Genomic DNA, 23,775 nt, shown 5'->3' with positions numbered 1-23,775 from the left:
GCCGGCTTTCGGTGCTTCGGGCCGGCCCATTTTTTCCAGGCTCATATCCCGGGAATGAAACCTAGATGGACGTTGTGATCTCCGGCTTGCTGCTCGGCGGAGCCTATGCGCTGGTCGCGATGGGACTGAACCTGCAATACGGGGTCGCGCGGATCATGAACCTCGCAAATGGCGAGATCCTGATCCTCGGCGGCCTCGCGGCGTTCTGGGCCTTTGTCAGCTTCGGCCTCAGCCCTCTCCTGACGCTGGTCATTGTCGCCCCGCTAGCCTTCATCGGCAGCTGGGCAATGTACCGGCTGCTGCTGCGTCCCCTGGTCAGACGTGCCAAATCCCGTGGCCAGCTGGAGGTGGATTCAATCCTCGCGACCTTTGGTATCAGCTTCTTCCTTGTCGGGGTCATGGTCAGCTTGCGTGCCGAGTACTTCACCTATTCCTTCCTTGCCACCCCCGTGCATATGCTCGGGACAACTGTTGCCGCCAACCGCCTGGTGGCGGCGCTCATTGCCGCCGCCATCGGAGGCGCGCTCTATGTCTGGCTGAACAGATCCCGCCCCGGCATGGCTGTGCGCGCTGTCGCGGTCTCACCGGAAGCCGCAGGGCTGGTCGGGATCGATGTGGACAGGATCTCGGCCTTCGCCTTTGCCCTCGGCGGTGCGGTGACCGCACTCGGCGGGTGCCTGATCTCTACTTTCGTGACGCTGGATGCGTCGTCCGGCGTCATCTTCACCATGAAAGCACTGATCATCGTCATCATGGGAGGCGTGGGCGACATCAGGGGCGCGATCATCGCAGCCCTGATCCTCGGGCTCGTCGAAACCGCCGTCGCCACGATCATCGACCCGGGCCTTACCCTGGTTGCCGCCTACGCGATTTTCCTCGCCGTCCTGCTCTTCCGGCCGCAAGGCCTTTTCGGACAGGGGAACGCCTGATGCCGGATATCCTTCGCGGCGGCACGATCCTGCTGGCCTTGCTCGCAGTAGCCGCCCTGCCCTTTCTGGTCGACGGCTACTGGCTCTCCATCGCCGTCACCATCATGATGTACACGGCGCTTGCCACCAGTTGGGCCCTGTTCTCCGGGCCGACTCACTACATCGCCCTGTCGACGGGTGCCTTCTACGGTATCGGCGGATACCTGGTCGCCACGGGGATGAGCGATTTCGGCACCTCCATCTGGACCATGATGGCCATTGCCCCCTTCCTTGCCGCGCTGCTGGCGGGCGCGATCGGTATCGCCACCCTGCGCCTTTCCGGCGTCTATTTCGTGATTTTCACGCTCGGGCTGGCGGAGATGATCCGCAACCTCGTGAGCTGGGTGCAGAACAATTTCCTCGGCTCCAAAGGGCTCTATGTCCTGACCGAACTCGAGGAGCGGCACATCTACTGGATGCTCCTCGCCGTCACGCTTGCGGTCTTCCTATTCGGCTGGCGTCTCGGCCGCTCGCGCATGGGCTTCGCACTCCGCATTCTCGGCAATGACGAGGAAGTCGCGCGGCATGTCGGGATCGACACGGCGCGAACGAAGGTCCTGCTTTTCATGACGACAGGGTTCTTCGCCGCTCTCGTCGGCGCCATTGTCGCGCCGCGCTATTACTATATCGAGCCGAATGTTGTGTTTTCCCCGGAGCTGAGCTTCCTCGTCGTGATCATGGCTTTGCTGGGCGGCACCCGGCGCCTCTATGGCCCGCTTTTGGGGGTTATCCCCTTCACCCTGCTCTGGGAAGTGGTCTCCGCATCCTTCCCGAGCGCGACGACCATGGTGCTCGGCCTGGCCTTCCTGCTCATCGTCTATCTGATCCCCGACGGTGTAACCGGCCTCATCGAGAAACTCGGCAAGCGGAGCGCGCCATGACACCGGGCGAGACCATCCTCGAAGTGCGCGGACTGACGAAGCGCTTCGGCGGCCTGATCGCCGTCAACGATCTCTCGTTCGATGTTCGCGAGCATGAGGTCATGGGGGTGATCGGCCCCAACGGCTCAGGCAAGTCCACCACGATCAATCTGATTTCAGGCGCCCTCCGGGCGACCTCCGGATCGGTTTCGCTCGAAGGCCATGATCTGACCGCTGCCCGGCCGCACGAGACAGCGCGGCTCGGGATCTCCCGCACATTCCAGCTGGTCCGGATCCTGCCCGCACTCTCTGTCCTTGAGAACGCGGTAGCGGGAGCCGTCTTCGGTCACAAGCGGCGTTGGGGACGTGAGGCGGATGTGTTCGCGACGGATCTGCTCGAACGGGTCGGTCTCGCGGACAAAGCCGCTGTTCCGGTATCCGCCCTCACCTATATCGACCAGAAGCGCCTGGAACTCGCCCGCGCACTTGCAGGGGAACCGGAAGTGCTGCTCCTCGACGAATGGCTGGCAGGGCTCAATCCTTCGGAGCTTCAGGTCGGCATTGACCTGATCTCCTCTCTCCGGGCCGAAGGCCGGACGGTCATCCTCGTTGAACATGTTATGGACGCGATCCGGTCTCTCTGCGACCGCTGCGTCGTCATGAATTCAGGCAAAAAGATCGCCGAAGGCACGCCAGCGGAAGTCCTCTCCGACCCGCAGGTCATCGAAGCCTATCTGGGAGACGCCTGATGCTGGAAATCCAGGATATCAGCGTTTCCTACGGCTTGCATGAGGCACTTCATGGCGTATCGCTGACTGTCGACAGAGGCGAGATTGTCGTTATTCTCGGGGCGAACGGAGCCGGGAAATCCTCTCTGCTACGTGCCATCGCAGGGATATCGGACGGCAAGGTCAGCGGTGTCGCCTCTCTCAATGCAAAAGCTCTCATCGGCCAGAAACCGGACAGGGTCGTCGAGACGGGCCTGGGCCTGGTGCCCGAAGGACGCGGCATATTTGGCGCGCTCAGCGTTGGCGAGAACCTCACGCTCGGGGCCTATCCGGCACGCGCGCGCGCCGCGGAGAAAGACAATCTGGCGAAAGTCCTGGAATTGTTCCCGAAGCTCAAGGATCGCAGGGCGCAGATTGTTCGCACCATGTCCGGAGGCGAGCAGCAAATGGTCGCAATTGGTCGTGCCATCATGTCCAACCCCGACATCCTGCTGCTGGATGAGCCCTCGCTCGGCCTGTCGCCGATCCTCTGCCAGGAGCTGTTCCGCAATCTCGCGAAGATCCGCGATACCGGCATGGGCGTACTGCTGGTCGAGCAGAATGCCCGTCAGAGCCTGGCGATCGCCGACCGCGGTTACCTGATAGAGAACGGGCACATCACGGGAGCCGGCAATGCCGTCGAATTGGCAAACGACCCGGCGGTCCAGAAAGCCTATCTTGGGGCCACCAGCGCTTGAACGCATGAAAAAGGCGGCCCTGAAGCCGCCTTTTCCTGATCGGTTTTAAAGCGTGACTTACTTCAGCGCTTTGTTAGTGATCATGTGGGTCCAGGCGTCTTCCGGCCGCTTGGTGATGACCGGGCTGGAGCCCCCCTTAAGCAGAGTGTTCACGGTCCGCTCGTAGTCGGCCGGGTCGAGCGTGCCATTGGAGCCCGCCGTCAGTTTGGAGATTTCGCGCATCATGCGACGCTGATGCTTCTCGGTCTGGGCACCTGAGGAATCGTTCTCAAGCACGATGTCCGCCGCCTCGTCCGGATGCTCGGCCGCATATTTCCAGCCCTTCATGGAGGCTTTCACGAAGCGCGCCATCTTGGAGACAAATGCCGGATCCTTGAGGTTCTTCTCAAGCACGTAAAGGCCGTCCTCAAGCGTGGCAACACCCTGGTCCTGATACTTGAACACCACCAGTTCGTCCGCCGGAATGCCGGCGTCGATAACCTGCCAATACTCGTTGTAGGTCATGGTGGAAACGCAGTCGGCCTGCTTCTGCAACAGCGGGTCAACGTTGAAGCCCTGCTTCAGCACCGTAACGCCGCCGGCGCTGCCGTCTGTCTTGATGCCGAGTTGGGACATCCAGGACAGGAACGGATATTCGTTGCCGAAGAACCAGACGCCGAGGGTCTTGTCCTTGAAGTCCGCCGGGGACTTGATCCCGGTTTCCTTGCGGCAGGTCAGCATCATGCCTGAGGTCTTGAACGGCTGGGCGATATTAACCAGCGGCACACCCTTCTCGCGCGATGCAAGAGCGGACGGCATCCAGTCGATAATGACGTCGGCCCCGCCACCGGCGATCACCTGCGGCGGCGCGATGTCCGGACCACCCGGTTTGATATCGACGGTGAGTTCTTCCGCTTCGTAGAAGCCTTTGTCCGCGGCAACGTAATAGCCGGCGAACTGTGCCTGGGTCACCCATTTAAGCTGAAGCGTGACATGGTCATCGCCTTCGGCCATCGCCGTCACGGCGGCCAGACTGAATGCCCCCGCAAGCAGTCCTGTCAGCATCTTTTGCATGGTTACTCTCCTCATTCGATGAAGCCTGCCTGACCCCGGACTTATCTGTTTGACGGGTGCCAGAATGTAAGGGTGCGCTCGATCAGAACGAGCGACCCGTAGAAAGCGGAACCGGCGAGCGCCGCGACCGCAATTTCCGCCCAGACCATGTCGACATTCATACGGCCGACCTCGGTTGATATGCGGAATCCCATACCCACGATCGGCGTTCCGAAGAACTCCGACACGATGGCGCCGATCAGCGCCAGAGTCGAATTGATCTTGAGGGCGTTGAAGATGAAAGGCAGAGCCTCGACGAGACGCAGTTTAAGCAGTGTCTGGCTGTAACTGGCGGCGTAGGTCCGCATCAGGTCCCGTTGCATCGCGCTTGAGGCAGAGAGGCCTTCCAGCGTGTTCACCAGCATCGGGAAGAAAGTCATAATGACGACGACCGCTGCTTTCGACTGCCAGTCGAAGCCGAACCACATCACCATGATCGGCGCCACGCCGATGATCGGCAGCGCACTCACCATATTGCCGACCGGCATCAGCCCGCGCTTCAGGAAGGGCGAGCGGTCGACCAGGATGGCGGTGCCGAAACCGATGCCGCATCCGAGGACGTAGCCCGCGATAACGGCCTTCATGAAGGTTTGGACGAAATCCGCCCAGAGTATCGGCAAGGACGCAATGAGCTTGGCCCAGACCGCGCTCGGTGCCGGCAAGAGGACCTGCGGCACGCCGGCTCCTCGTGTAATGGCTTCCCAGATCAGAATCAGCCAAACCCCGAAAACAAACGGGATCAGCAAGTTAATCGCCTGCTTCGCCGATGGCGGCACGGCCCGAGCCGCAGTCGTCAGCCGCGTGACACTGGTCCAGGCAGCCAGCCAGCCGGAAATCAGCAAGGCCCAGTAGGCCGGCCCCATTTCCCCTTCACCGTGACCGATATGTCCGATCAGCGGAATAGCCGCGAGATGCACAGTAGCGAGCAAAAGAAATGCCGCTGCCGCCCCATGCCGCCAAAATACCGACAGCAGGTAGGAGCCAGCCAGCAACGCCGCGGCGAGGCCATAGGACGGCGACCACACCGCATCGGCGGAGACGATCTGGAACGCAAGCCCGGCCAGCAGGGCGATACCGCCCGCCAGCACGGTCAATGACAGGAATCGGCTCATTGCATGATCCCCATCCGGCGCCGCACAACTTTATCGGCAAAACCGACGATGGTGACCAGCATGGCCGCCAGGAACGCCGCGCTCAGCAGGGCGGACCAGATCTGCACAGTCTGCCCGTAATAGGAGCCGGCCAGCAGTCGCGCGCCCAGTCCCGCAACGGCCCCGGTCGGCAGCTCACCGACGATGGCACCAACAAGACTGGCGGCAATGGCGATCTTCATTGAGGTGAACAGGAACGGAATCGAGGACGGCCAGCGCAGTTTCCAAAATGTCTGGAAAGAGGACGCGCTGTAGGTTCGCATCAGGTCGAGCTGCATCGGATCGGGCGACCGCAGGCCCTTCACCACACCGACGGTAACCGGGAAGAAGGACAGATAAGTCGAGATCAATGCCTTCGGGATCAAGCCGGAAATGCCTACCGCGTTCAGCACCACGATGACCATCGGCGCAATCGCCAGGATCGGAATGGTCTGTGAGGTGATGATCCAGGGCATCAGGCTGCGCTCAAGGCTCTCCACATGGATGATTGCCGCTGCCAAAGTCACGCCGAGAACCGTGCCCATGACAAAGCCGAGCATGGTCGAAGAAAGCGTTATACCGCCATGATAAACAAGGCTTCTTTTGGATGTAATACGTTTCTCGACAGTGGTGTTCCAGATCTCGACTGCAACCTGATGCGGCGCCGGCAGGACCGGCCGCTTCTGGTTCAGGGTCGCTTCGATGAATTGTCCTGTCGTCGGGCTCAGCTTTGCCCGTTCGTCCAGCTCACGCTGGAACGGCGCATTCAGCATCACTGCGCTGAAATACCAGATCGCGATCAGCACCAGCACGACGGTTGAAACCGCGAAGGTCTTTGATTTCAGCACATCATTCATCGTCATAAGCATGCCCTGCCCTGAGCCCGTCCCGAACCCTGTGGGCGATCTCCAGAAACTCCGGCGTCTCCCGGATATCGAGAGTGCGCTCGCGCGGCAGATTACAGTCGATCACGTCATGCACCCGTCCGGGACGCGGCGACATGACGACGATCTTGGTCGAGAGGAACACCGCCTCGGGGATCGAGTGCGTCACGAAAATGACTGTCTTGTTAGTTCGGTCCCAGAGCCGGTTGAGCTGCTCGTTCAGATGATCGCGGACGATCTCGTCCAGCGCGCCGAAAGGCTCATCCATCAGCAGCAGGTCAGGCTCCACGGCAAGCGCCCGGGCAATGGAAGCCCGCTGCTGCATGCCGCCCGAAAGCTGCCAAGGGAATTTCCGCTCGAAGCCCGACAGGTTCACGAGTTCCAGATTGCGCGCGATCCGTTCGGCTCGCTCCGCCTTGTCCAGCCCCATGATCTCCAGCGGCAGCGCGACGTTGCCGGCAATCGTGCGCCACGGGTAAAGCGCGGCCGCCTGAAACACATAACCGTAAGCGCGTTTTCGCCTTGCCTCTTCCGGGGTCATGCCATTGACGGAGATCGTGCCGGCGGTTGCCTTCTCGAGGTCGGCAATGACCCGCAGCAAAGTCGTCTTGCCACAGCCGGACGGGCCGATGAAGGAGACGAACTCTCCCCGGTCGACCGTCAGGTCGATGTTTGAAAGCGCGTGCACCGGGCCGTCATTGGTCTCGAATGTCAGGCAAAGCTCCCGCGCTTCGATAACCCGAAAAGCATCGTCTTCAGCCGTGCCGCCCGCCCCTGAGGCGGCATCGGTTGCCTGGATGTCTGTCACCATATTCTCCAAATCGGCGGACCGTCCGATCCCTGTCGGCGGTCCGCTTCTGCTTTATCCGGTATCTTCTGGTCCGGTCTAGACGCCGGCCGGCATGTTTGCCGCGGACCGCACCACCTTGCGCGGTGCCGTCAGCTCTTTCCACTTGGAAAGCGCCTTGTTCGTGGCCGGGTAAGGATCACGGCCAACGAACTTGCCGCGCCCTTCGGCGGCATCGACCTTGCCCTCGGTCGCTACCACATCGCCCCGGCTAAGGGTGAAGCGCGGCAGCCCCATGACATCGATGCCCTCGAAGACATTGTAATCGATGGCGGAAGTCTGCTTTGCAGCCGTGATCGTCTTCGTCGCCTTCGGATCCCAGACCACCAAATCAGCGTCTGCACCGACCATCACCGCGCCCTTTTTCGGAAACAAATTCAGAATCTTGGCGATGTTTGTTGAAGTTACCGCGACGAACTCGTTCGGAGTCAAGCGACCGGTATTGACGCCCCGCGTCCAGAGCACGGGCAACCGATCCTCAAGTCCGCCGGTGCCGTTCGGGATCTTGGTGAAATCACCCAGCCCCATGCGCTTCTGGTCCGTGGTGAAGGCACAATGGTCGGTCGCCACGCATTGCAGCGAGCCCGCAGCCAGACCGGCCCAGAGGCCGTCCTGATGCGTCTTGTCGCGGAACGGCGGAGACATGACACGGCGTGCTGCATGGTCCCAATCCGGGTTCGCATATTCGCTTTCGTCCAGCACCAGATGCTGGATCAACGGCTCGCCGAATACGCGCTTGCCGTTCTGCCGGGCGCGGCGGATCGCCTCGTGTGCCTGCTCGCAGGAGACATGCACGATGTAGAGCGGCACGTTCGCCATGTCTGCGATCATGATAGCCCGGTTGGCGGCCTCGCCCTCGACTTCCGGCGGACGGGAATAGGCATGCGCCTCCGGCCCGTTATTGCCCTCGGCCAGCAGTTTTTCCTGCAGGTGCGCAACAACGTCGCCATTCTCGGCATGGACCAGCGGCATGCCGCCGATATCGGCGCAACGCCGGAATGAGGCGAACATCTCGTCGTCCTCGATCATCAGCGCGCCCTTGTAGGCCATGAAGTGCTTGAAGGTGTTGATACCGCGGTTCACCACCTGCTGCATCTCGTCGAAGACCTGCTCCGACCACCAGGTGATGGCCATGTGGAAGGAATAGTCGGTCACTGCCTTGGAGCTTTTCTGATCCCAGCTCTGCAGGGCCTGCATCAGGGACTGGTCCGGCACCGGCAGACAGAAATCCACCACCATCGTGGTACCGCCGGCAGCCGCCGCGGATGTTCCGCTATGGAAATCGTCCGCCGAATAGGTGCCCATGAAAGGCATTTCCATATGCGTGTGCGGATCGATCCCGCCCGGCATGATGTAGCAACCAGTGGCATCGATGGTCTCGTTGCCCTTCAGACCCTTGCCGATGGCAGTGATAACGCCGCCTTCGATCAGAACGTCGGCTTCAAAACTGTGGTCGGCGGTGACGACTGTCCCGCCTTTGATGACTTTGGACATGAACTCGTTCCTCTCCCGGTTCTATTCGACGATCTGCGCGGTCTCGACCACGGCACGGAACAGCACATCCGCACCGGCGGTCGCCCACTCCTTGCTGATCTCCTCGTCCTCGTTGTGGCTGAGGCCGTCGACACAGGGGCACATGATCATGGAGGTCGGTGCGACCCGGTTGATCCAGCAGGCATCGTGCCCGGCGCCGGAAACGATGTTCCGGTGCGAGTACCCGAGGCTTTCCGCCGCGTTGCGCACGGCAGTCACGCAATTCTCGTCAAAGGTCACCGGATCGAAACCGCCGGTCTGCTCGATCTCAATACCCAGCCCGATTTCAGCGGCTATCTTCTCCGCCCCCGCCCGCAGCTTGACGTCCATCTCTTCAAGAGCCGCCTTGTCCGGGTGCCGGAAATCGACCGTGAAGACAGTGCGGCCCGGAATGATGTTCCGGGAATTCGGGTAGAGCTCGAGATGGCCGATAGCGCCGACACCGTTCGGGCCATGCTCCAAGGCAATCTCGTTCACCAGTTCGGTGACACGCGCCATGCCAAGCCCGGCATTGATCCGCTTCGGCATGGGGGTTGAGCCTGTGTGGCTCTCCTTGCCGGTCAGCGTGATCTGGATCCACTTCAGACCCTGGCCGTGGGTCACAACACCGATATCGATATTCTCGTCCTCGAGGATCGGACCCTGCTCGATATGCAGCTCGAAGAAAGCATGCATCTTGCGCTGGCCAACCGGCTCGTCGCCCTTGTAGCCGATGCGCTCCAGCTCGTCGCCGAGCCTCAGCCCGTCCGCGTCCGTCCGGTCGTAGGCCCAGTCCTGGGTATGAATGCCGGCGAACACACCGGAGGCGACCATCGCGGGCGCGAAACGCGTGCCTTCCTCGTTGGTCCAGTTCACCACCTCAATCGGATGCTTCGTCTTGATGCCGAGATCGTTCAGCGTGCGGATCACCTCCAGCGCGCCGAGAACGCCGAGAACGCCGTCATACTTACCGCCGGTCGGCTGGGTATCCAGATGGCTACCCATCATCACCGGAAGCGCGTCCGGGTCCGTGCCCTCGCGCCGGGCGAACATGTTGCCCATGCTGTCGACACCCATGGTCAGGCCCTGCTGCTCGCACCATTTGGTGAAGAGATCACGGCCTTCCTTGTCGGAGTCGGTCAGCGTCTGGCGGTTGTTGCCGCCGCGCAGGCCGGGTCCGATCTTCGCCATGTCCATAAGGCTGTCCCACAGCCGCTGCCCGTTGATCCGGATATTGCTGGCCGGTTCAGTCATCCCAAACTCTCCTGTTCGCTCCGTCCCTCACCGGGGACGATTTTGATCGGCATCGGCAAGTTCACATGTGAAGGACAAGAACTTGGCGATTGCCGACTTTTGAGGGCATTTGTGCTCACGCCCTTCTGGGGTATAAGCAAAGACAAAGTTGACCATTTGATCAAGATTAAAGTGTAGGCAATCAGGTGAGCCGCTTGCCCAGCAAACACGCAGACATTCCAGTGCCGCTCCCCTTCCCCGCAGCTTTGATGTTTCCTTTCGACCGTCCCTGAAAATCACACTTAACATGCCGGATTGAACCAATGGCTGTGACATCGGAAAATGGCCGCCGCACAAGAATTCAGCAGGAAAACCGCGAGCGCATCCTGAAGGCCGCGCTCGACATGTTCTCCCGCTCTGGCTATCGCGGCACCACACTGGACGAGATCGCCGCAGCCGCGGGCATGTCCAAACCCAACATGCTGTACTATTTCCGCACCAAGCAGGAACTTTACCAGACTGTCCTGCAGGAAACCCTGGACGACTGGCTGACCCCTTTCGCCAAACTCGACCCGCAAGGCGATCCGGCCTCCGAACTCGGCGCCTATATCTCCGCCAAACTGGCCCATGCCCGGATCAATCCGAAAGCCTCCCGCCTGTTCGCCAACGAGATCCTGCAGGGTGCCCCCCTTCTAGAGGATACCCTGAAAGGCCCCCTCAAGGATCTGGTCGAAACCAAGTCGAAGGCCATCCGGACATGGATCGCCGACGGGAAGATGGCGCCGGTAGATCCGCTACACCTGATCTACATGATCTGGGCCTCGACCCAGCATTACGCCGACTTCGAAACCCAGATGGATGCCCTCGAAGGCACCGAGCCGGGCACCCGCGACAAACGCTTCGAAGGCGCCGAGAGAACACTGTTCACCGTGCTATTCAACGGCTTGAAGCCGCGTTAACAACACCCCCTACCATCATGTAATTTTTAATAATAACCGTGATCCCCACGCACGCGGGGACCCAGAGATCGTAGAGTTTCGCCTGGCTTCCCTAGGTCCCCACTTTCGTGGGGATGACGGTGAAAAATCGGTGTGAACACAGCCCCAACCTACTCCGCCGCGACCCGCATCGGGTTGTTCGGGTGGGTTGTCCAGTTGCCGTATTCCGGATTGATCGGTTTGCCGGTGCGGGCATCCACACCGTCGGTCTGCTGCTCCATGGTGATACAGTTCTCGACCGGACAGACGCTGACGCAGAGATTGCAGCCGACACATTCCGTGTCGTTGACTTCAAAATGCCGCTGCCCGTCCTTTTCCGCCCAGATCGCCTGATGGGACGTGTCCTCGCAGACGATATGGCAACGCCCGCACTTGATACAGGACTCCTGATCGATCTTCGCCTTCACCACGTAATTGAGGTTCAGATACTGCCAGTCAGTGACGTTCGGAACCGCCATGCCGACGAACTGATCGACGGACGTGTAACCCTTCTCGTCCATCCAGTCCGACAGTCCCAGTTTCATCTCCTCAACGATCTTGAATCCGTAGGTCATGGCCGCGGTGCAGACTTGTACCGTACCGGCGCCAAGAGCCATGAATTCCGCCGCGTCCCGCCAGGTGGTGATGCCGCCGATAGCCGAGATCGGCAGGCCCTGGGTCTCCGGGTCGCGCGCGATCTCGGAGACCATGCTCATGGCAATCGGCTTTACGGCTGGGCCGCAATAGCCGCCATGTGTGCCTTTGCCGTCGATATGCGGGCTCGGCGCCATAATATCGAGATCGACGCCCATCACCGAATTGATCGTATTGATCAGCGATACAGCATCCGCTCCACCGTTTTTCGCAGCGCGGGCAGGCTGACGGACATCGGTGATGTTCGGTGTCAGCTTGACGATGACCGGCATACGGGTGTTCTGCTTGCACCAGCGGGCCACCATCTCGACATATTCCGGCACCTGGCCGACAGCCGCGCCCATGCCGCGCTCTGACATGCCGTGCGGGCAACCGAAATTGAGCTCGATCCCGTCAGCGCCGGTATCCTCAACCAGCGGCAGGATCTTCTTCCAGGCCTCCTCCTCGCACGGCACCATCAGCGAGACGACGATGGCCCGGTCAGGCCACGCCTTCTTCACCGCCTTGATCTCCCGGAGATTGACCTCCAGAGGCCGGTCGGTAATCAGCTCGATATTGTTGAGGCCGATCAAACGGCGGTCATTGGAATGGATCGCACCGTAGCGTGGCCCATTCACATTGACGACATGCGGATCCTCCCCGAGCGTCTTCCAGACCACACCGCCCCAGCCCGCCTTGAAAGCACGGGTGACGTTGACCTCCCGGTCGGTCGGCGGCGCCGAGGCGAGCCAGAAGGGGTTGGGGGATTTGATACCGAGGAAACTCGTCTGCAGATTTGCCATGATCTCTCTCCCGATCCGGCCTACGCGCCGATAAGCGCGTTATGGATGGAAAGCGCGGCTTGCTTGCCGTCTTCAACGGCCGCAACGGTGAGATCCTCACCGCCGGCAACCGCATCGCCCCCCGCCCAGATTTTCGGATGACTGGTGCGCCGGTCGTCCCCGGCCTTGATCCGTCCAGCCTCCAGCGCAACCTCAACCGTGCTGCCCTGAAGCGGAACCGGCACGAAAGTCTGGCCAATGGCTTTCAGCACCATGTCCGCCTCCAACGTGAAACCTTCGCCAGTATCGGCGAGCTTTCCGCCGTCGTCTTTCGTCCGGGCGAAACTGATCGAGCCAACCTTGCCATCCGGCCCCGCTTCGATCTTTTCCGGCCGCGCCCAGTGCCGCAGCACAACGCCCTTCTCCTTGGCGAGCGACTGCTCGTATGGGCTGGCATTCATCCGATCCGCACCGCGACGATAAACCAACGTCACCTCGTCCGCGCCCAGCAGCTTGGACTGAACGGCCGCATCAATCGCCGTCATGCCGCCGCCGATGACGACAACATTGCTGCCGACAGCGACTTTCTCCATCGCCGGTGCCTGCCGCAGACCCTCGATGAAATCGACCGCATCGGCAACGCCGTCGAGCGCCTCGCCGTCAACGCCGAGCCCATTGGTAGCCCCGAGGCCAAGGCCTAGGAAGACAGCATCGAAATCGGCGACCAGACTGTCGAGCGTTACGTCCCGCCCAAGCGCCATGCCATTTTTCAGTTCGATACCGCCAATGGACAGTACGAAATCGAGTTCTTTCTGGGCGAATTCGTCGACCGCCTTGTAGGCCGCAATGCCGTACTCATTGAGTCCGCCACCTTTCTCCTTCGCCTCGAAGATCGTGACGTCATGACCAAGCATGGCGAGCCGGTGAGCACAGGAAAGTCCGGCAGGTCCAGCTCCGACGACGGCAGCTTTCTTGCCTGTCAGTGGTGCGCGCTCAAATGGCTGCGTGCCCTTTTCCATCAGGTGATCGGTAGCGTAGCGTTGCAGCTCACCAATCCGTACCGGCTTCTGTTCGATCTCCCGCACACAGGCCTGCTCGCACAGGGTTTCTGTCGGGCAGACACGGGCGCACATACCGCCAAGAATGTTCTCGCTCAGGATCGTCTTGGCCGACCCGGACGGGTTGTCGGTCAGGATCTGGCGGATAAAGAGCGGGATATCGATGCCTGTCGGGCATGCCGTGACGCAGGGTGCGTCATGGCAGAAATAACAGCGGTCAGCCTCGACGACAGCTTCGTGTTTGCTGAGCAACGGATGGAGATCGGCGAAATTCGACTCGACCTCCGCCGGGGACAATCTGTCCCCACGGATATCAGACGGCATAGTCTCTCCAGTTCAGAAGCCACGGTGCATTTGCACTCGTTTTTTACTATCTGATCAAAAATTTGAGACGCCGTCAAACCGAAGACGCAGTTGCCGTGCATAAAAAATCGCCGGGAAGGCTACGCTCCCCGGCGACCGGTCGATTTGTTCGCTCGAATGGGTAAGCCGTCTCTCAGTAGGCCCAGCTTGCCAGCACGGCGGGCTCGACCCGACTGTATGCACCGCCGTGACCGGACGGGGCAGTCTCCACCTTGTCCTGGCAGGTGCCTTCAACAACATCGAGTGCCGGCTGGTAGTAGCCCTTGAAGCGACGGTTCGCCCGCATCCAGGCTTCCAGCAGTTTCTCGTCCGCGACCTCGACCGCATCGACGCCGCAGCGCTGCAGAAACAGGAACTGGTCCTGGATGACATGTCCGGTGGCTCTGATTTCGCCCTTGAAACCGAAACGGTCCCGCAGCAGCCGCGCCTGGGAAAAGGCCCGGCCGTCATTGAATTTCGGGAACACCAGGATCACCGTGTCGATATCCGCCAGGTCCTCACGGATATCCTCGACGTCATCGGCGTTTTCAAGCCGGACGGCGCGCCGGTCGAAATTGGCGACCAGAGTTTCGCGGCCCGCCTTCCATTCCTCGAGGCTGACCAGCACCGGCGTGTCCCGGCCCAGCATTTCCAAATCCCGATCCGTCAGCGACACCCAGATGTCTTCCTGGATACGGCCATTCTTAATGATTGGCATAGAGAGTCTCCTTGAAGGGGTTGATGCCGACACGGGACACCGTGTCGATGAAGGTCTCGCCTTCAGCGCGGATCTTGCGGAACGTCCCGATCAGGGTGTCGATGGCATCCACCACACCTTCAGCCGGGAAGGACGGGCCGAGGATCTTGCCGATAGCGGCATTTTCATCCGCGATCCCGCCGATGGTGATCTGGTAATGCTCCACGCCTTTTTTATCGACGCCGAGGATGCCGATATTGCCGACATGGTGATGCCCGCAGGCATTGATGCAGCCGGAGATGTTCAGCGTGATCGGGCCGATTTCGGATTGCAGCGCCGGATCGGCGAAATGCCGGCTCAGACGCTGCGCGATCGGAATCGCCCGGGCGTTTGCAAGGTTGCAGTAGTCGAGCCCCGGGCAAGAGATGATGTCCGTGATCAGGCCGATATTGGCGTCCGCCAGCCCATGCTCTCCAAGAGCCTGCCACAGTTTGTGCAGATCCTGCTTGCGGACATAGGGCAGCACCACATTCTGCTCATGCGCGATGCGCAGCTCGCCGAGGGAATATTTCTCCACCAGATCGGCCAAAGCCTCCATCTGCTCCGCCGTGGCGTCGCCCGGCACCCCGCCCGCGGGTTTCAGGGACACCGTGACGATGGTGTAGCCCGGCTGCTTGTGCGGGAAGAGATTGGTCCGGGTCCAGGTAGCAAAGGCCGGATCGGTAAAGCGCGCGGCATCGTACGGGGCAACCGGCTCGGCGATATCCTCATAGGTCGGCGGAGCGAAATGCCGTTCGATCTCCGAAATCTTCGCGGCGTCCAGCGTCAGCGCGCTGTCCTTGATATCGAGCCACTCCTCCTCGACCATTTCGGCGAATTTCTCGATGCCGACGGCGGCGACCAGGATCTTGATCCGGGCCTTGTAGAGGTTATCCCGGCGGCCGAGCAGGTTATAGGTCCGCAGGATCGCTTCCAGATATGACAGCAGATGCTGTTTCGGCAGGAATTCGCGGATCGTCTCACCGACGATGGGCGTACGCCCCTGCCCGCCGCCGACGATCACCTCGAAGCCCACTTCACCGGCATCGTTGCGGCGCATGCGCAGGCCGATGTCGTGCAACTTCACCGCCGCCCGGTCGTTCTCCGAGCCGGTAATGGCGATCTTGAACTTGCGCGGCAGGAAGGTGAATTCCGGGTGCAGCGTGGACCATTGCCGCATGATCTCGGCCCAGACACGGGAATCCTCGATCTCATCGGCGGCAACACCGGCAAACTGGTCGGCTGTCACATTGCGGATGCAGTTACCGCTGGTCTGGATCGCATGCATCTCGACATCGGCGAGCGCGTCCAGAATGTCCGGCACGTCGTCCAGCTTCGTCCAGTTGTACTGGATATTCTGACGGGTGGTGAAATGCCCCCAGTTGCGGTCCCAGCGCCGGGCGATATATCCAAGCTGGCGCATCTGAACCGCGGAAAGCGTGCCATAGGGGATCGCGACCCGCAGCATATAGGCGTGAAGCTGCAGGTAGAGACCGTTCATCAAACGCAGTGGCTTGAACTCGTCCTCGGTCAGCTCACCGGCGATCCGGCGCGCGACCTGATCGCGGAATTCCTCGGTCCGGTCCCGGACGAAGGCGTGATCGAATTCGTTATACGTATACATCGCGTCAAACCAATGGGGTGGTTGCGGGGAGGTCCGTGCCGACAGTTGGCCCGGCGGCGCGGATGATTTCGCGCTGGCTCACCGGCGCGATGCCGGTGTCGGAAACGGAGACGGCGAACAGATAGGTGCTCACGACCTCCTGCCGTGCGGCCGATGCGGCCGCACGCGCCTCAAGGGCGGCGGCCGCATCATCGCCGTCGGCAACCTCTGCGTCGTCGAGCGCCAATACCCAGTTGTTGTCATCTGCAAGATAAACAACAGCGCCATCGCCCAGACGGTTGGCGGTCATGACCTTGGTCGTCACTTTCATTCTCATCAGTTCCTAAACGGCGAGACGCCGGTCCTCGGGGACCACAGCCTCAAATATTTCACCTTCGGCAAACGCGGCCACATCACCGAGAACGATCAACGCGGGGGCAGATATCTGCCGCTCGGCTACCATTCCGGCGAGATCGGCCAGGGTTGTTTTCAGAATGCGTTGGTCCGGCAGGGTCGCCTTTTCGATCACCGCAACCGGCGTCGACGGCACACGGCCAGCGTCGAGCGCCGCCTCCATGATCCGTGGTGCGGCGCCGAGGCCCATATAGATGACGACGGTGCCTTTGGTGTCCGCCAGCACACGGCCGTCGAACTCGGACACCCCGTTCCGGTCATGTCCGGTCAAGATGGTCAGCCTGTTGGCGTGATCACGATGAGTCAGTGGCAGACCGGCAGCGGATGCCGCGCCAAGCGCCGCTGTCACGCCAGGCACGATCTCGACGGCAATGCCGCGCTCTTTCAGATAGGCCAGCTCTTCACCGCCCCGGCCGAAGATAAACGGATCCCCGCCCTTAAGGCGCACCACACGGCTGCCGGCTTCTGCATGCTCGGCCAGCAACGCGTTGATATCGTCCTGGCTATAGGAATGCTGCCCTGCCCTCTTGCCGACATCGATCCGGATTGAATCCCGCCGGACATAGTCCAGCATGGTCGGGCCAATCAGCGCGTCATGCACGATCACATCCGCATCCTGCATCAGACGCAGAGCCTTCAGGGTCAGCAGATCGGGATCGCCGGGACCGGCGCCGACAAGGGCAACACTGCCCGATGCGCCGCCGCGCTGACGGCGTGAGCCATTGACGAGTCGCAACATGGCTTCACGTCCGGCAGCGTCACGTCCGGCAAGCACGTCATTGGCGATGGCCCCGTCGAAAACAGTCTCCCAGAACCGGCGGCGCTCACCGCCATCCGAGATGGCGGACATCACTGCACTGCGAAAACTTTGAGCAAACCGTGCCAAAGCACCGAGCCGAACCGGCAAGGAACGCTCAATCTGCTCGCGGATGCGGCGAACCATGACCGGTGCCGTGCCTTCGCTGCCGATGGCAACCACGATTGGATCGCGATCCACGATGCCTGGAATAATGAACGTGGAGAGATCCGGACGGTCGACGACATTGGTCTGGATGCCGGCCTCTCGGATCTGCCGCGCCAGCCGATCTACGTCCAGGGCTTCGGCATCGCCAACGATGGCCAACCGGACATTGTTCAAGTCGCGCGTCTCGAACCCGCGCCGGTGCAATTCAATACGTCCGGCGGCGGCTTCCCCCTCGATCTCTGGATTGGGTTCCGCCGACACGACGCGAATCAACGCTTCGGTCTTCAGCAACAGGCGCAGCTTGCGAGCCGTGTCTTCATTGCCGCCGACCAGAAGCACATGCTGATCGGCAAGATCGGCGAATATCGGGAAATACTTCATCTGTGGCTGTCCGCCTGGAGAAACCTGATCAGGAAATCGACCGCGTGCCCACTTTCGCACTCGGAGAACTATTGAACTCTTACTGCCCCTGAAATATCATCATTTTTTCCAAATCGACAATATGACCTCAGTAAAAAGAAAATATCTTTCCTACACACGACGCACAGAGAACGTGGCTGTCACAAAACAGGAAGTTTAAGAATGGATGACATGGACCGGAAGATCCTGCGGCTCCTGCAGGAAGACAGCAGCATCTCCGTCTCGGATATCGCCCGTCATGTCGGGCTTTCCGCATCGCCGTGCTGGAAGCGCATCAACCGCATGCAGGCAGAGGGATTGATCAAGCGTCAAGTTGCCGTTCTGGACGCGGACAAGCTCGGATACGGCCTTACCGTATTTGTCAGCATCAAGACGGGGGAACATTCAGGCGACTGGCTGAAATCCTTCGCCGAAGCCGTCAAGGGCATGCCCGAAGTGCTCGAGTTTCACCGTATGGCCGGCGAAGTGGACTACATGCTGAAAGTTGTCGTCCCAGACATGAAGAGTTTCGACTTATTCTACAAAAATCTCGTGGAACTCACGGCACTTAGCGAGGTCACGTCACGCTTTTCCATGGAGACCATCAAGGAAACAACCGCATTGCCCGTGTGACGCCCGCCCTGATTCGACCATATTACGGGTTTTAAACTCTCGAAATTGATATTTTCTAACTCTAGGGAGGGGCACTTGAGCAAATTTATACCGCATTGCGGCAAATCAGGTGAAGAATGGTTGCCAAATTGAAAATTCGAACGCACTAATTTCCGCGAGCTGCGAATAGGCACTTGTTACAGTGCGCAGTCAGTGGCTTCACTCTGCGATCCAATTCGCACCGATGAACGAAACAAAAGCATCTAGGGAGCTTCAACAATGAAACGTCGCGATTTTATTACCAAAGCTGGACTTGCTAGCGTTGGCGGCGCTACAGCCGTTGCCGCAGCGTCCTCCTTCCCGAAACCGGCCCTCGCCCAAGAGCGCATCGAGATGGTGATGGTCTCGAGCTGGGGTCGTGATTTCCCGGGTCTCGGCACCAACGCCCAGCTGCTTGCAAAGCGCCTCGGAGATGTTTCCGACGGCCGCATCCAGGTTCAGTATTTTGCCGCCGGCGAGCGCGTTGGCGCGTTCGACGCATTCGACGAAGTCGCATCCGGTAACGCTCAGGCCTATCACTCGGCCGATTACTACTGGAAAGGCAAGCACCCGGCCTGGGCATATTTCACATCCGTTCCGTTCGGCCTCACCGCCAGCGAAATGGGCGCGTGGGTCCATCACATGGGCGGTCAGGAACTGTGGGACGAACTGGCTGGCGGTTTTGGCCTGAAATGTCTGCCGGCTGGTAACACCGGCGTGCAGATGGGCGGCTGGTTCAACAAGGAAATCAACAGCCCCGACGACCTCAAGGGTCTGAAGATGCGTATCCCGGGCCTCGGCGGCGACGTCATGGCGAAACTGGGCGCTTCTCCGGTTTCCCTGCCGGGCGGCCAGATCTATGAAAACCTGGTTTCCGGCGCCATTGAGGCGACCGAATGGGTCGGTCCGTGGAACGACTATGCGATGAAGTTCTACGAAGCCACCAAGTACTACTACTTCCCGGGCATGCATGAGCCGGGCGGGTATGATTCCCTCGGTATGAATGCCTCCTGGTGGGGTGGCCTGAGCAAGGCTGACCAGGCTCTCATCACCGCCGTTGCACACCAGACCAACGACTGGATGATGGCCGAATACAACGCCAAGAACGGTGAATACCTCCGTAAGCTGGTCGACGAGCAGGGTGTTGTCGTGAAGGAATTCAATGACGACGTCTATGATGCGTTCGGCGGCGCCGCTCAGGAAGTGTTCGAGGAAACCAAGGCACACAGCGATCTCGCACTCCGCGTTCACGAGAGCTTCGAGAAAGCCCGCAGTGCAGCCGGTGGCTGGCTGAAGCTGGCCGATATCGGCTACTCCGAGAAGCGCAACCGGGTGCTTGGCCTCTAAACTCAGCGTTTTCTTAACGCGTACCGAGGCGGGATCCGTAGATCCCGCCTCGGTCCTATAAGAGATTTCTTGAAATGTCCGAATCGACCAACGTATCCGCGTTTGACCGGAATGGCGGGCGTTATCAGACGCCTACATCCGCGTTCACCCGAATATTCTGCTGGGCGAGCGTTACCCTCACGCTGATGTTTATCCTCAACAATTACCTGATCTTCTGGCGGGATTGGCCCGGCTTTCTGACGCTCGTGGACCATCTTGCGCTGTTCGGTCCCAGCAGTCTGAAAACGCCACTGGACGGAAGTGCGCAGCTTCTAGGCTGGCTACAGGCCCTTAGCTATTTCGCCTGCATTGCAGGCTCCGCGCTCTTCACAGCCCGGACTCCGGACCGCCCGCTACGACAAGACTCGCAGGTAATGGTCGGCATTGCCGCCTATATCGTTCGCGCCGCCTTCTGGGCCGTGATCTTCGTCGGCATAACGGACATGGTCATCACTTTCCTGCGGGTCGAGAATTTGCTTCCCAATTTGGTTGGGAACGATCTTACGACCTCCCTTGGACGTTCGCAGTTCCGCGGTGCTTATGTTCATATCCCGCTCGTTCTGCTTGGATGCGTCGTGGCCGCCTTCACCCGCTCGCTCGGCTTCACATGGCTGGCGCTGCTGGTGGTCGCCGCTGAACTGGGCATCGTGATCAGCAGGTTCATTTTCTCCTACGAGCAGGCATTCCAGGGGGATCTCGTCCGGTTCTGGTACGGCGCTCTCTTCCTCTTCGCCAGTGCTTACACGCTCTATGAAGACGGACATGTCAGGGTGGACGTGCTGTATGCCGGCCTGACAACGCGGATCAGGGGACTGATCAACATTTGGGGCTCTCTGCTGCTCGGTATGTCTCTCTGCATCACCGTCATGACCATCGGCATGTGGAACAAATCTGCAATCATCAACAGCCCGATGCTGAGCTTCGAAGTCTCCCAATCCGGCTTCGGCATGTACGTCAAATACCTGATGGCAAGTTTCCTTGGAATCTTCGCCGTCACCATGATGATCCAGTTTGCCAGCTACATCCTGGAAAGCCTTGCCGATTATCGAGACGAGCCCGGCCGACGTGAAATCGGCGGGTCCTCTGCACATTAAGACCTGAAAAGCGAACCTGACTGATGGAACTCGTATTCCTCCTCCTGCTTGTCGTGCTCATGGCCGGCGCTCTTGCATCCGGTTTTCCGGTCGCATTCGCGCTTCCGGGCTCCGCAATCATCACCATTGGCCTCGCGGCTCTCACCGGCGAGATATTCGCCGGTGACGCCTCCGCCTTTTTCGCACAGGGCGGTCCGGTCAACTGGCTGACTGCCGGTGTGACAAACTTCAGGGGCGTATATTGGGAAGTTGAACGGGACACGCTCATAGCGATCCCGCTTTTCGTCTTCATGGGCATCATGCTGCAACGCTCGAAGATCGCGGAAGACCTTCTGGTCGCGATGGCTCAGCTCTTTGGACCGATCCGGGGCGGCCTCGGCATCTCCGTCGTGTTCGTGGGCGCCCTGCTCGCGGCAACGACAGGTATCGTCGGCGCGACCGTGGTTGCGATGGGACTGATCTCCCTGCCCGCCATGCTGCGAAACAACTACTCGCATTCACTTGCGACAGGAACGATCGCCGCATCCGGGACGCTCGGACAGATCATTCCGCCATCCATCGTCCTGATTATTCTCGCCGATCAGCTGTCGAGCGCGGTTGACCAGGCGGGCATGGCACGGAAAGCATACTTCAAGGAAACCACCGGCGAGTTTTCCATGCCGAGTTCCTTCAGTGTGGGCTCGACCAGTGCCGGTGACATGTTTATGGGCGCCCTCCTGCCGGGCCTGGTCCTTGTCGGACTCTATATGGCCTACATCCTGATCGTCGCTTTCTTCAAGCCGTCGGTCGCCCCGTCGGTTCCGTTTGAAGGCAAATACGATCGCAAGTTTGCCGCTCGGGTACTGCTTTCCCTGGTGCCGCCACTGACACTCATCTTCGTCGTGCTCGGTTCCATCATCACCGGTATCGCCACAGTGAACCAGGCCGGTGCGATCGGCGCCGTGGGTGCCATGGTCATGGCCGGCTATCGCCTTTTTGAAGGCCGCAAAGGCGCCTTCTACCCAGCAATCCTCGCAATGGGCTCGCTGCTGACCATTCTCGTTATTAACAATGTCAATCCGATCAATATCCGGAACATACAGACCACAGCCGATATGGTCTCGATGGCGATTGCCGTCGTGGCTGTGACTGTTTTCCTGATCGGCATCGTCTGGAGCGGCATCCGCACCTTCAAGATTGATGACACGTTGCGCGGAGTCATGGTCGAGACAGCCAAGACCTCTGCCCTGGTCTTTATCATCCTGCTCGGGGCGGCCATGCTGACCTCGGCTTTCCGCGCCTTCGGCGGCGAGGAACTGGTGCGCGAATTCCTGACCGGCCTGCCGGGCGGTTTCTGGGCACAGTTCATCATCGTCATGGCCGTCATCTTCGTCCTCGGCTTCTTTCTCGACTTCATCGAGATCGCCGTGGTTGTGGTACCGATCGTCGCACCGATCCTGCTCGCAGACCCGTCCGCGAACATCACCGCAGTATGGCTCGGCGTCATGATCGGAATGAACATCCAGACGTCTTTCCTGACCCCACCGTTCGGTTTTGCACTGTTCTATCTGCGTGGCGTCGCGCCGTCAGCGGTCAAGACATTGTCCATGTATAAGGGCGTTATTCCGTTCATTTCACTCCAATTGTTCGCCCTCTTCATCGTCGGCATCGCGCCGCAACTGGTGAACTATCTGCCGAACCGGATGTCCCTGACGTCCGAAAGCTCTCCGCCGCCGAAGAACCCGCGCCTGCAGGTCTGTGTCGAGGAATACGTCCAGAGTGCATTTGCAGAACAGGGCGACACGCTGCGTTCCGTCATCGCCGGAGCGAAGGGGTGGGACCTCTCGAACATGCCTAAATCGGTGCAGAACGATCTCAACAAGAGCTTTGCAGCCGCAGAGGCGGTCTTCCCGGCTCTTCATGACGCCTTTGCGGCCACGGACGCTATCGATACTGCCGCCGAGACCTACAGGCCCTTGCATGTCTCCGTGCGTACACTGCAGCGGGACATCGCAAAGCATGGAGAAGAGATCAAGGAACTTGAACAGCGCGTAAACCGCTGGAAGCGCCAGAACGACGCAAAGCCAGGTGCAATCGACAAGGCTCTCGCAAAGATCGAGACACTGAAGTCGGAAAAAGCACAGCTTGAAAGCGAGATCCCGGCCAATTGGGAGCCGGATCACAAGGCGTTCAGCAAGGTCCTCGCAACAGAGAAGAAAGCGCGTCTGACCTATCGAAGGACCGCAGACGCGGCTTACGAACCGATCGTTGTCCTGCAGGCAACACTCCGCGACGCGGACGCGCTTGCAGCCCTCTCCGGCGACTTCGCTGTGATCACAAAGGCCGTGACCGATCTCGCTCCTAAAGAGGCCGAAGACGTCATCAAGGACGTCGAGTCCAAGGTCGGAGCGATTAATGAAGCGGGATCTATTAGATCCGCTCTATCCAAGGTCCGCCGGGCGCTTCGGGGCCAGACACCGGACCCGGAAAAGGCACTTGAAGAACTCGCGGCTGCGAAGGAGATGTTCGACGCGGAAGTCACTTGGCGTCAGGCGGCGAAACAGTCGATCGGCGCCAAGCTGGAAGAATATGATAACGCAATCCGGAACACGATTGGCCTGCGCCAGCAGAACCGGCTTCCGCACGATGTCGCTCTCGAAGTCGCAGCCTGCCAGTCCAGCCACAAGGACATCTCACTGCACTTCTAGAGTGTTCCATAAAATGGTCTGACAAAAGCCGGAGAGCCTAGCGTTCTCCGGCTTTTTT

General features: G+C 60.1%; 21 protein-coding genes. 9 read left to right on the top strand and 12 right to left on the bottom strand.

Translation table 11 applies throughout. The features are described 5' to 3' along the window. The first annotated feature begins 65 nt into the window (after positions 1 to 65). From VOI22_RS04000 to VOI22_RS03985, 4 genes are read left to right on the top strand one after another with little or no spacing between them, the layout of a single operon-like run. A complete protein-coding gene (locus VOI22_RS04000; protein WP_323795285.1) occupies positions 66 to 929 on the top strand; it encodes a branched-chain amino acid ABC transporter permease in 864 nt (287 codons plus the stop codon). After that, a complete protein-coding gene (locus VOI22_RS03995; RefSeq protein ID WP_323795284.1) occupies positions 929 to 1,849 on the top strand; it encodes a branched-chain amino acid ABC transporter permease in 921 nt (306 codons plus the stop codon). Before VOI22_RS04000 ends, VOI22_RS03995 begins: the two co-directional genes overlap by 1 nt. Continuing rightward, on the top strand, positions 1,846 to 2,577 hold the full coding sequence (locus tag VOI22_RS03990) for an ABC transporter ATP-binding protein (RefSeq protein WP_323795283.1): 732 nt from the start codon (positions 1,846 to 1,848) through the stop codon (positions 2,575 to 2,577). Before VOI22_RS03995 ends, VOI22_RS03990 begins: the two co-directional genes overlap by 4 nt. Then, positions 2,577 to 3,293, top strand: a complete 717-nt coding sequence (locus tag VOI22_RS03985; protein WP_323795282.1) for an ABC transporter ATP-binding protein — start codon at positions 2,577 to 2,579, stop codon at positions 3,291 to 3,293. The genes VOI22_RS03990 and VOI22_RS03985 overlap by 1 nt, the downstream gene beginning before the upstream one ends. A gap of 57 nt (positions 3,294 to 3,350) precedes the next feature. On the opposite strand, the gene VOI22_RS03980 is transcribed toward VOI22_RS03985, so the two are convergent. The 6 genes from VOI22_RS03980 to VOI22_RS03955 all read right to left on the bottom strand — a co-directional run bounded on the left by VOI22_RS03980 (position 3,351) and on the right by VOI22_RS03955 (position 10,012). Further along, positions 3,351 to 4,346, bottom strand: coding sequence for an ABC transporter substrate-binding protein (locus VOI22_RS03980; RefSeq protein ID WP_323795281.1), 996 nt, complete (start codon positions 4,344 to 4,346; stop codon positions 3,351 to 3,353). A 41-nt stretch (positions 4,347 to 4,387) separates the two neighbouring features. Next, the gene (locus VOI22_RS03975; protein WP_323795280.1) at positions 4,388 to 5,497 is read right to left on the bottom strand and encodes an ABC transporter permease; all 1,110 of its coding nucleotides are present in this window, start codon (positions 5,495 to 5,497) and stop codon (positions 4,388 to 4,390) included. Beyond that, positions 5,494 to 6,378: an ABC transporter permease gene (locus VOI22_RS03970; RefSeq protein ID WP_323795279.1), complete on the bottom strand. Its 885-nt coding sequence runs from the start codon at positions 6,376 to 6,378 to the stop codon at positions 5,494 to 5,496. Before VOI22_RS03970 ends, VOI22_RS03975 begins: the two co-directional genes overlap by 4 nt. Further along, positions 6,365 to 7,210, bottom strand: a complete 846-nt coding sequence (locus VOI22_RS03965) for an ABC transporter ATP-binding protein (protein ID WP_323795278.1) — start codon at positions 7,208 to 7,210, stop codon at positions 6,365 to 6,367. The genes VOI22_RS03970 and VOI22_RS03965 overlap by 14 nt, the downstream gene beginning before the upstream one ends. 75 nt (positions 7,211 to 7,285) lie before the next feature. Beyond that, a complete protein-coding gene (gene hydA / locus VOI22_RS03960) occupies positions 7,286 to 8,740 on the bottom strand; it encodes a dihydropyrimidinase (RefSeq protein WP_323795277.1) in 1,455 nt (484 codons plus the stop codon). A 21-nt stretch (positions 8,741 to 8,761) separates the two neighbouring features. Then, positions 8,762 to 10,012 carry a Zn-dependent hydrolase gene (locus tag VOI22_RS03955; protein WP_323795276.1) on the bottom strand — a complete coding sequence of 417 codons (1,251 nt, stop codon included), beginning with the start codon at positions 10,010 to 10,012 and terminating at the stop codon, positions 8,762 to 8,764. A gap of 302 nt (positions 10,013 to 10,314) precedes the next feature. On the opposite strand from VOI22_RS03955, the gene VOI22_RS03950 reads away from it, so the two are divergent. Continuing rightward, positions 10,315 to 10,950, top strand: coding sequence for a TetR family transcriptional regulator C-terminal domain-containing protein (locus VOI22_RS03950; protein ID WP_323795275.1), 636 nt, complete (start codon positions 10,315 to 10,317; stop codon positions 10,948 to 10,950). Positions 10,951 to 11,099: 149 nt separating this feature from the next. Here VOI22_RS03950 and preA read toward each other — a convergent pair whose 3' ends face one another. From preA to cysG, 6 genes are all read right to left on the bottom strand, one after another. Further along, positions 11,100 to 12,404 carry an NAD-dependent dihydropyrimidine dehydrogenase subunit PreA gene (preA, locus tag VOI22_RS03945; protein ID WP_323795274.1) on the bottom strand — a complete coding sequence of 435 codons (1,305 nt, stop codon included), beginning with the start codon at positions 12,402 to 12,404 and terminating at the stop codon, positions 11,100 to 11,102. Positions 12,405 to 12,424: 20 nt separating this feature from the next. Continuing rightward, positions 12,425 to 13,765, bottom strand: coding sequence for an NAD(P)-dependent oxidoreductase (locus VOI22_RS03940; protein WP_323795273.1), 1,341 nt, complete (start codon positions 13,763 to 13,765; stop codon positions 12,425 to 12,427). Positions 13,766 to 13,937: 172 nt separating this feature from the next. Further along, a complete protein-coding gene (locus tag VOI22_RS03935; RefSeq protein ID WP_323795272.1) occupies positions 13,938 to 14,501 on the bottom strand; it encodes a DUF934 domain-containing protein in 564 nt (187 codons plus the stop codon). Further along, entirely contained in the window at positions 14,488 to 16,143 is a 1,656-nt protein-coding gene (locus VOI22_RS03930) for a nitrite/sulfite reductase (protein ID WP_323795271.1), read from the bottom strand. The genes VOI22_RS03935 and VOI22_RS03930 overlap by 14 nt, the downstream gene beginning before the upstream one ends. Before the next feature lie 4 nt (positions 16,144 to 16,147). Continuing rightward, positions 16,148 to 16,453 (bottom strand): DUF2849 domain-containing protein, encoded by a 306-nt coding sequence (locus VOI22_RS03925; RefSeq protein WP_323795270.1) that lies wholly within the window; start codon positions 16,451 to 16,453, stop codon positions 16,148 to 16,150. Positions 16,454 to 16,465: 12 nt separating this feature from the next. Next, a complete protein-coding gene (gene cysG / locus VOI22_RS03920; RefSeq protein WP_323795269.1) occupies positions 16,466 to 17,881 on the bottom strand; it encodes a siroheme synthase CysG in 1,416 nt (471 codons plus the stop codon). Between the two features lie 201 nt (positions 17,882 to 18,082). Here cysG and VOI22_RS03915 point away from each other — a divergent pair, with 201 nt between their 5' ends. From VOI22_RS03915 to VOI22_RS03900, 4 genes are all read left to right on the top strand, one after another. Continuing rightward, positions 18,083 to 18,532 carry an Lrp/AsnC family transcriptional regulator gene (locus tag VOI22_RS03915; RefSeq protein WP_323795268.1) on the top strand — a complete coding sequence of 150 codons (450 nt, stop codon included), beginning with the start codon at positions 18,083 to 18,085 and terminating at the stop codon, positions 18,530 to 18,532. Positions 18,533 to 18,790: 258 nt separating this feature from the next. Next, positions 18,791 to 19,897, top strand: a complete 1,107-nt coding sequence (locus VOI22_RS03910; RefSeq protein WP_323795267.1) for a TRAP transporter substrate-binding protein — start codon at positions 18,791 to 18,793, stop codon at positions 19,895 to 19,897. A gap of 74 nt (positions 19,898 to 19,971) precedes the next feature. Continuing rightward, positions 19,972 to 21,030: a TRAP transporter small permease subunit gene (locus VOI22_RS03905; protein WP_323795266.1), complete on the top strand. Its 1,059-nt coding sequence runs from the start codon at positions 19,972 to 19,974 to the stop codon at positions 21,028 to 21,030. 23 nt (positions 21,031 to 21,053) lie between these two features. Next, a complete protein-coding gene (locus VOI22_RS03900) occupies positions 21,054 to 23,717 on the top strand; it encodes a TRAP transporter large permease subunit (protein WP_323795265.1) in 2,664 nt (887 codons plus the stop codon). Positions 23,718 to 23,775 lie beyond the last annotated feature (58 nt).

The sequence above is a fragment of the Nisaea sp. genome (genome assembly GCF_034670185.1).
Lineage (GTDB): Bacteria > Pseudomonadota > Alphaproteobacteria > Thalassobaculales > Thalassobaculaceae > Nisaea.
Note: the sequence above shows the minus strand (reverse complement) of the source record. Positions and strands in the feature narration are given on the sequence as shown.

Coding starts and splice junctions, on each gene's coding strand:
- VOI22_RS04000 (WP_323795285.1), top strand. CDS start 66: ATGGACGTTGTGATCTCCGGCTTGCTGCTCGGCGGAGCCTATGCGCTG.
- VOI22_RS03995 (WP_323795284.1), top strand. CDS start 929: ATGCCGGATATCCTTCGCGGCGGCACGATCCTGCTGGCCTTGCTCGCA.
- VOI22_RS03990 (WP_323795283.1), top strand. CDS start 1,846: ATGACACCGGGCGAGACCATCCTCGAAGTGCGCGGACTGACGAAGCGC.
- VOI22_RS03985 (WP_323795282.1), top strand. CDS start 2,577: ATGCTGGAAATCCAGGATATCAGCGTTTCCTACGGCTTGCATGAGGCA.
- VOI22_RS03980 (WP_323795281.1), bottom strand. CDS start 4,346: ATGCAAAAGATGCTGACAGGACTGCTTGCGGGGGCATTCAGTCTGGCC.
- VOI22_RS03975 (WP_323795280.1), bottom strand. CDS start 5,497: ATGAGCCGATTCCTGTCATTGACCGTGCTGGCGGGCGGTATCGCCCTG.
- VOI22_RS03970 (WP_323795279.1), bottom strand. CDS start 6,378: ATGACGATGAATGATGTGCTGAAATCAAAGACCTTCGCGGTTTCAACC.
- VOI22_RS03965 (WP_323795278.1), bottom strand. CDS start 7,210: ATGGTGACAGACATCCAGGCAACCGATGCCGCCTCAGGGGCGGGCGGC.
- hydA (WP_323795277.1), bottom strand. CDS start 8,740: ATGTCCAAAGTCATCAAAGGCGGGACAGTCGTCACCGCCGACCACAGT.
- VOI22_RS03955 (WP_323795276.1), bottom strand. CDS start 10,012: ATGACTGAACCGGCCAGCAATATCCGGATCAACGGGCAGCGGCTGTGG.
- VOI22_RS03950 (WP_323795275.1), top strand. CDS start 10,315: ATGGCTGTGACATCGGAAAATGGCCGCCGCACAAGAATTCAGCAGGAA.
- preA (WP_323795274.1), bottom strand. CDS start 12,404: ATGGCAAATCTGCAGACGAGTTTCCTCGGTATCAAATCCCCCAACCCC.
- VOI22_RS03940 (WP_323795273.1), bottom strand. CDS start 13,765: ATGCCGTCTGATATCCGTGGGGACAGATTGTCCCCGGCGGAGGTCGAG.
- VOI22_RS03935 (WP_323795272.1), bottom strand. CDS start 14,501: ATGCCAATCATTAAGAATGGCCGTATCCAGGAAGACATCTGGGTGTCG.
- VOI22_RS03930 (WP_323795271.1), bottom strand. CDS start 16,143: ATGTATACGTATAACGAATTCGATCACGCCTTCGTCCGGGACCGGACC.
- VOI22_RS03925 (WP_323795270.1), bottom strand. CDS start 16,453: ATGAAAGTGACGACCAAGGTCATGACCGCCAACCGTCTGGGCGATGGC.
- cysG (WP_323795269.1), bottom strand. CDS start 17,881: ATGAAGTATTTCCCGATATTCGCCGATCTTGCCGATCAGCATGTGCTT.
- VOI22_RS03915 (WP_323795268.1), top strand. CDS start 18,083: ATGGATGACATGGACCGGAAGATCCTGCGGCTCCTGCAGGAAGACAGC.
- VOI22_RS03910 (WP_323795267.1), top strand. CDS start 18,791: ATGAAACGTCGCGATTTTATTACCAAAGCTGGACTTGCTAGCGTTGGC.
- VOI22_RS03905 (WP_323795266.1), top strand. CDS start 19,972: ATGTCCGAATCGACCAACGTATCCGCGTTTGACCGGAATGGCGGGCGT.
- VOI22_RS03900 (WP_323795265.1), top strand. CDS start 21,054: ATGGAACTCGTATTCCTCCTCCTGCTTGTCGTGCTCATGGCCGGCGCT.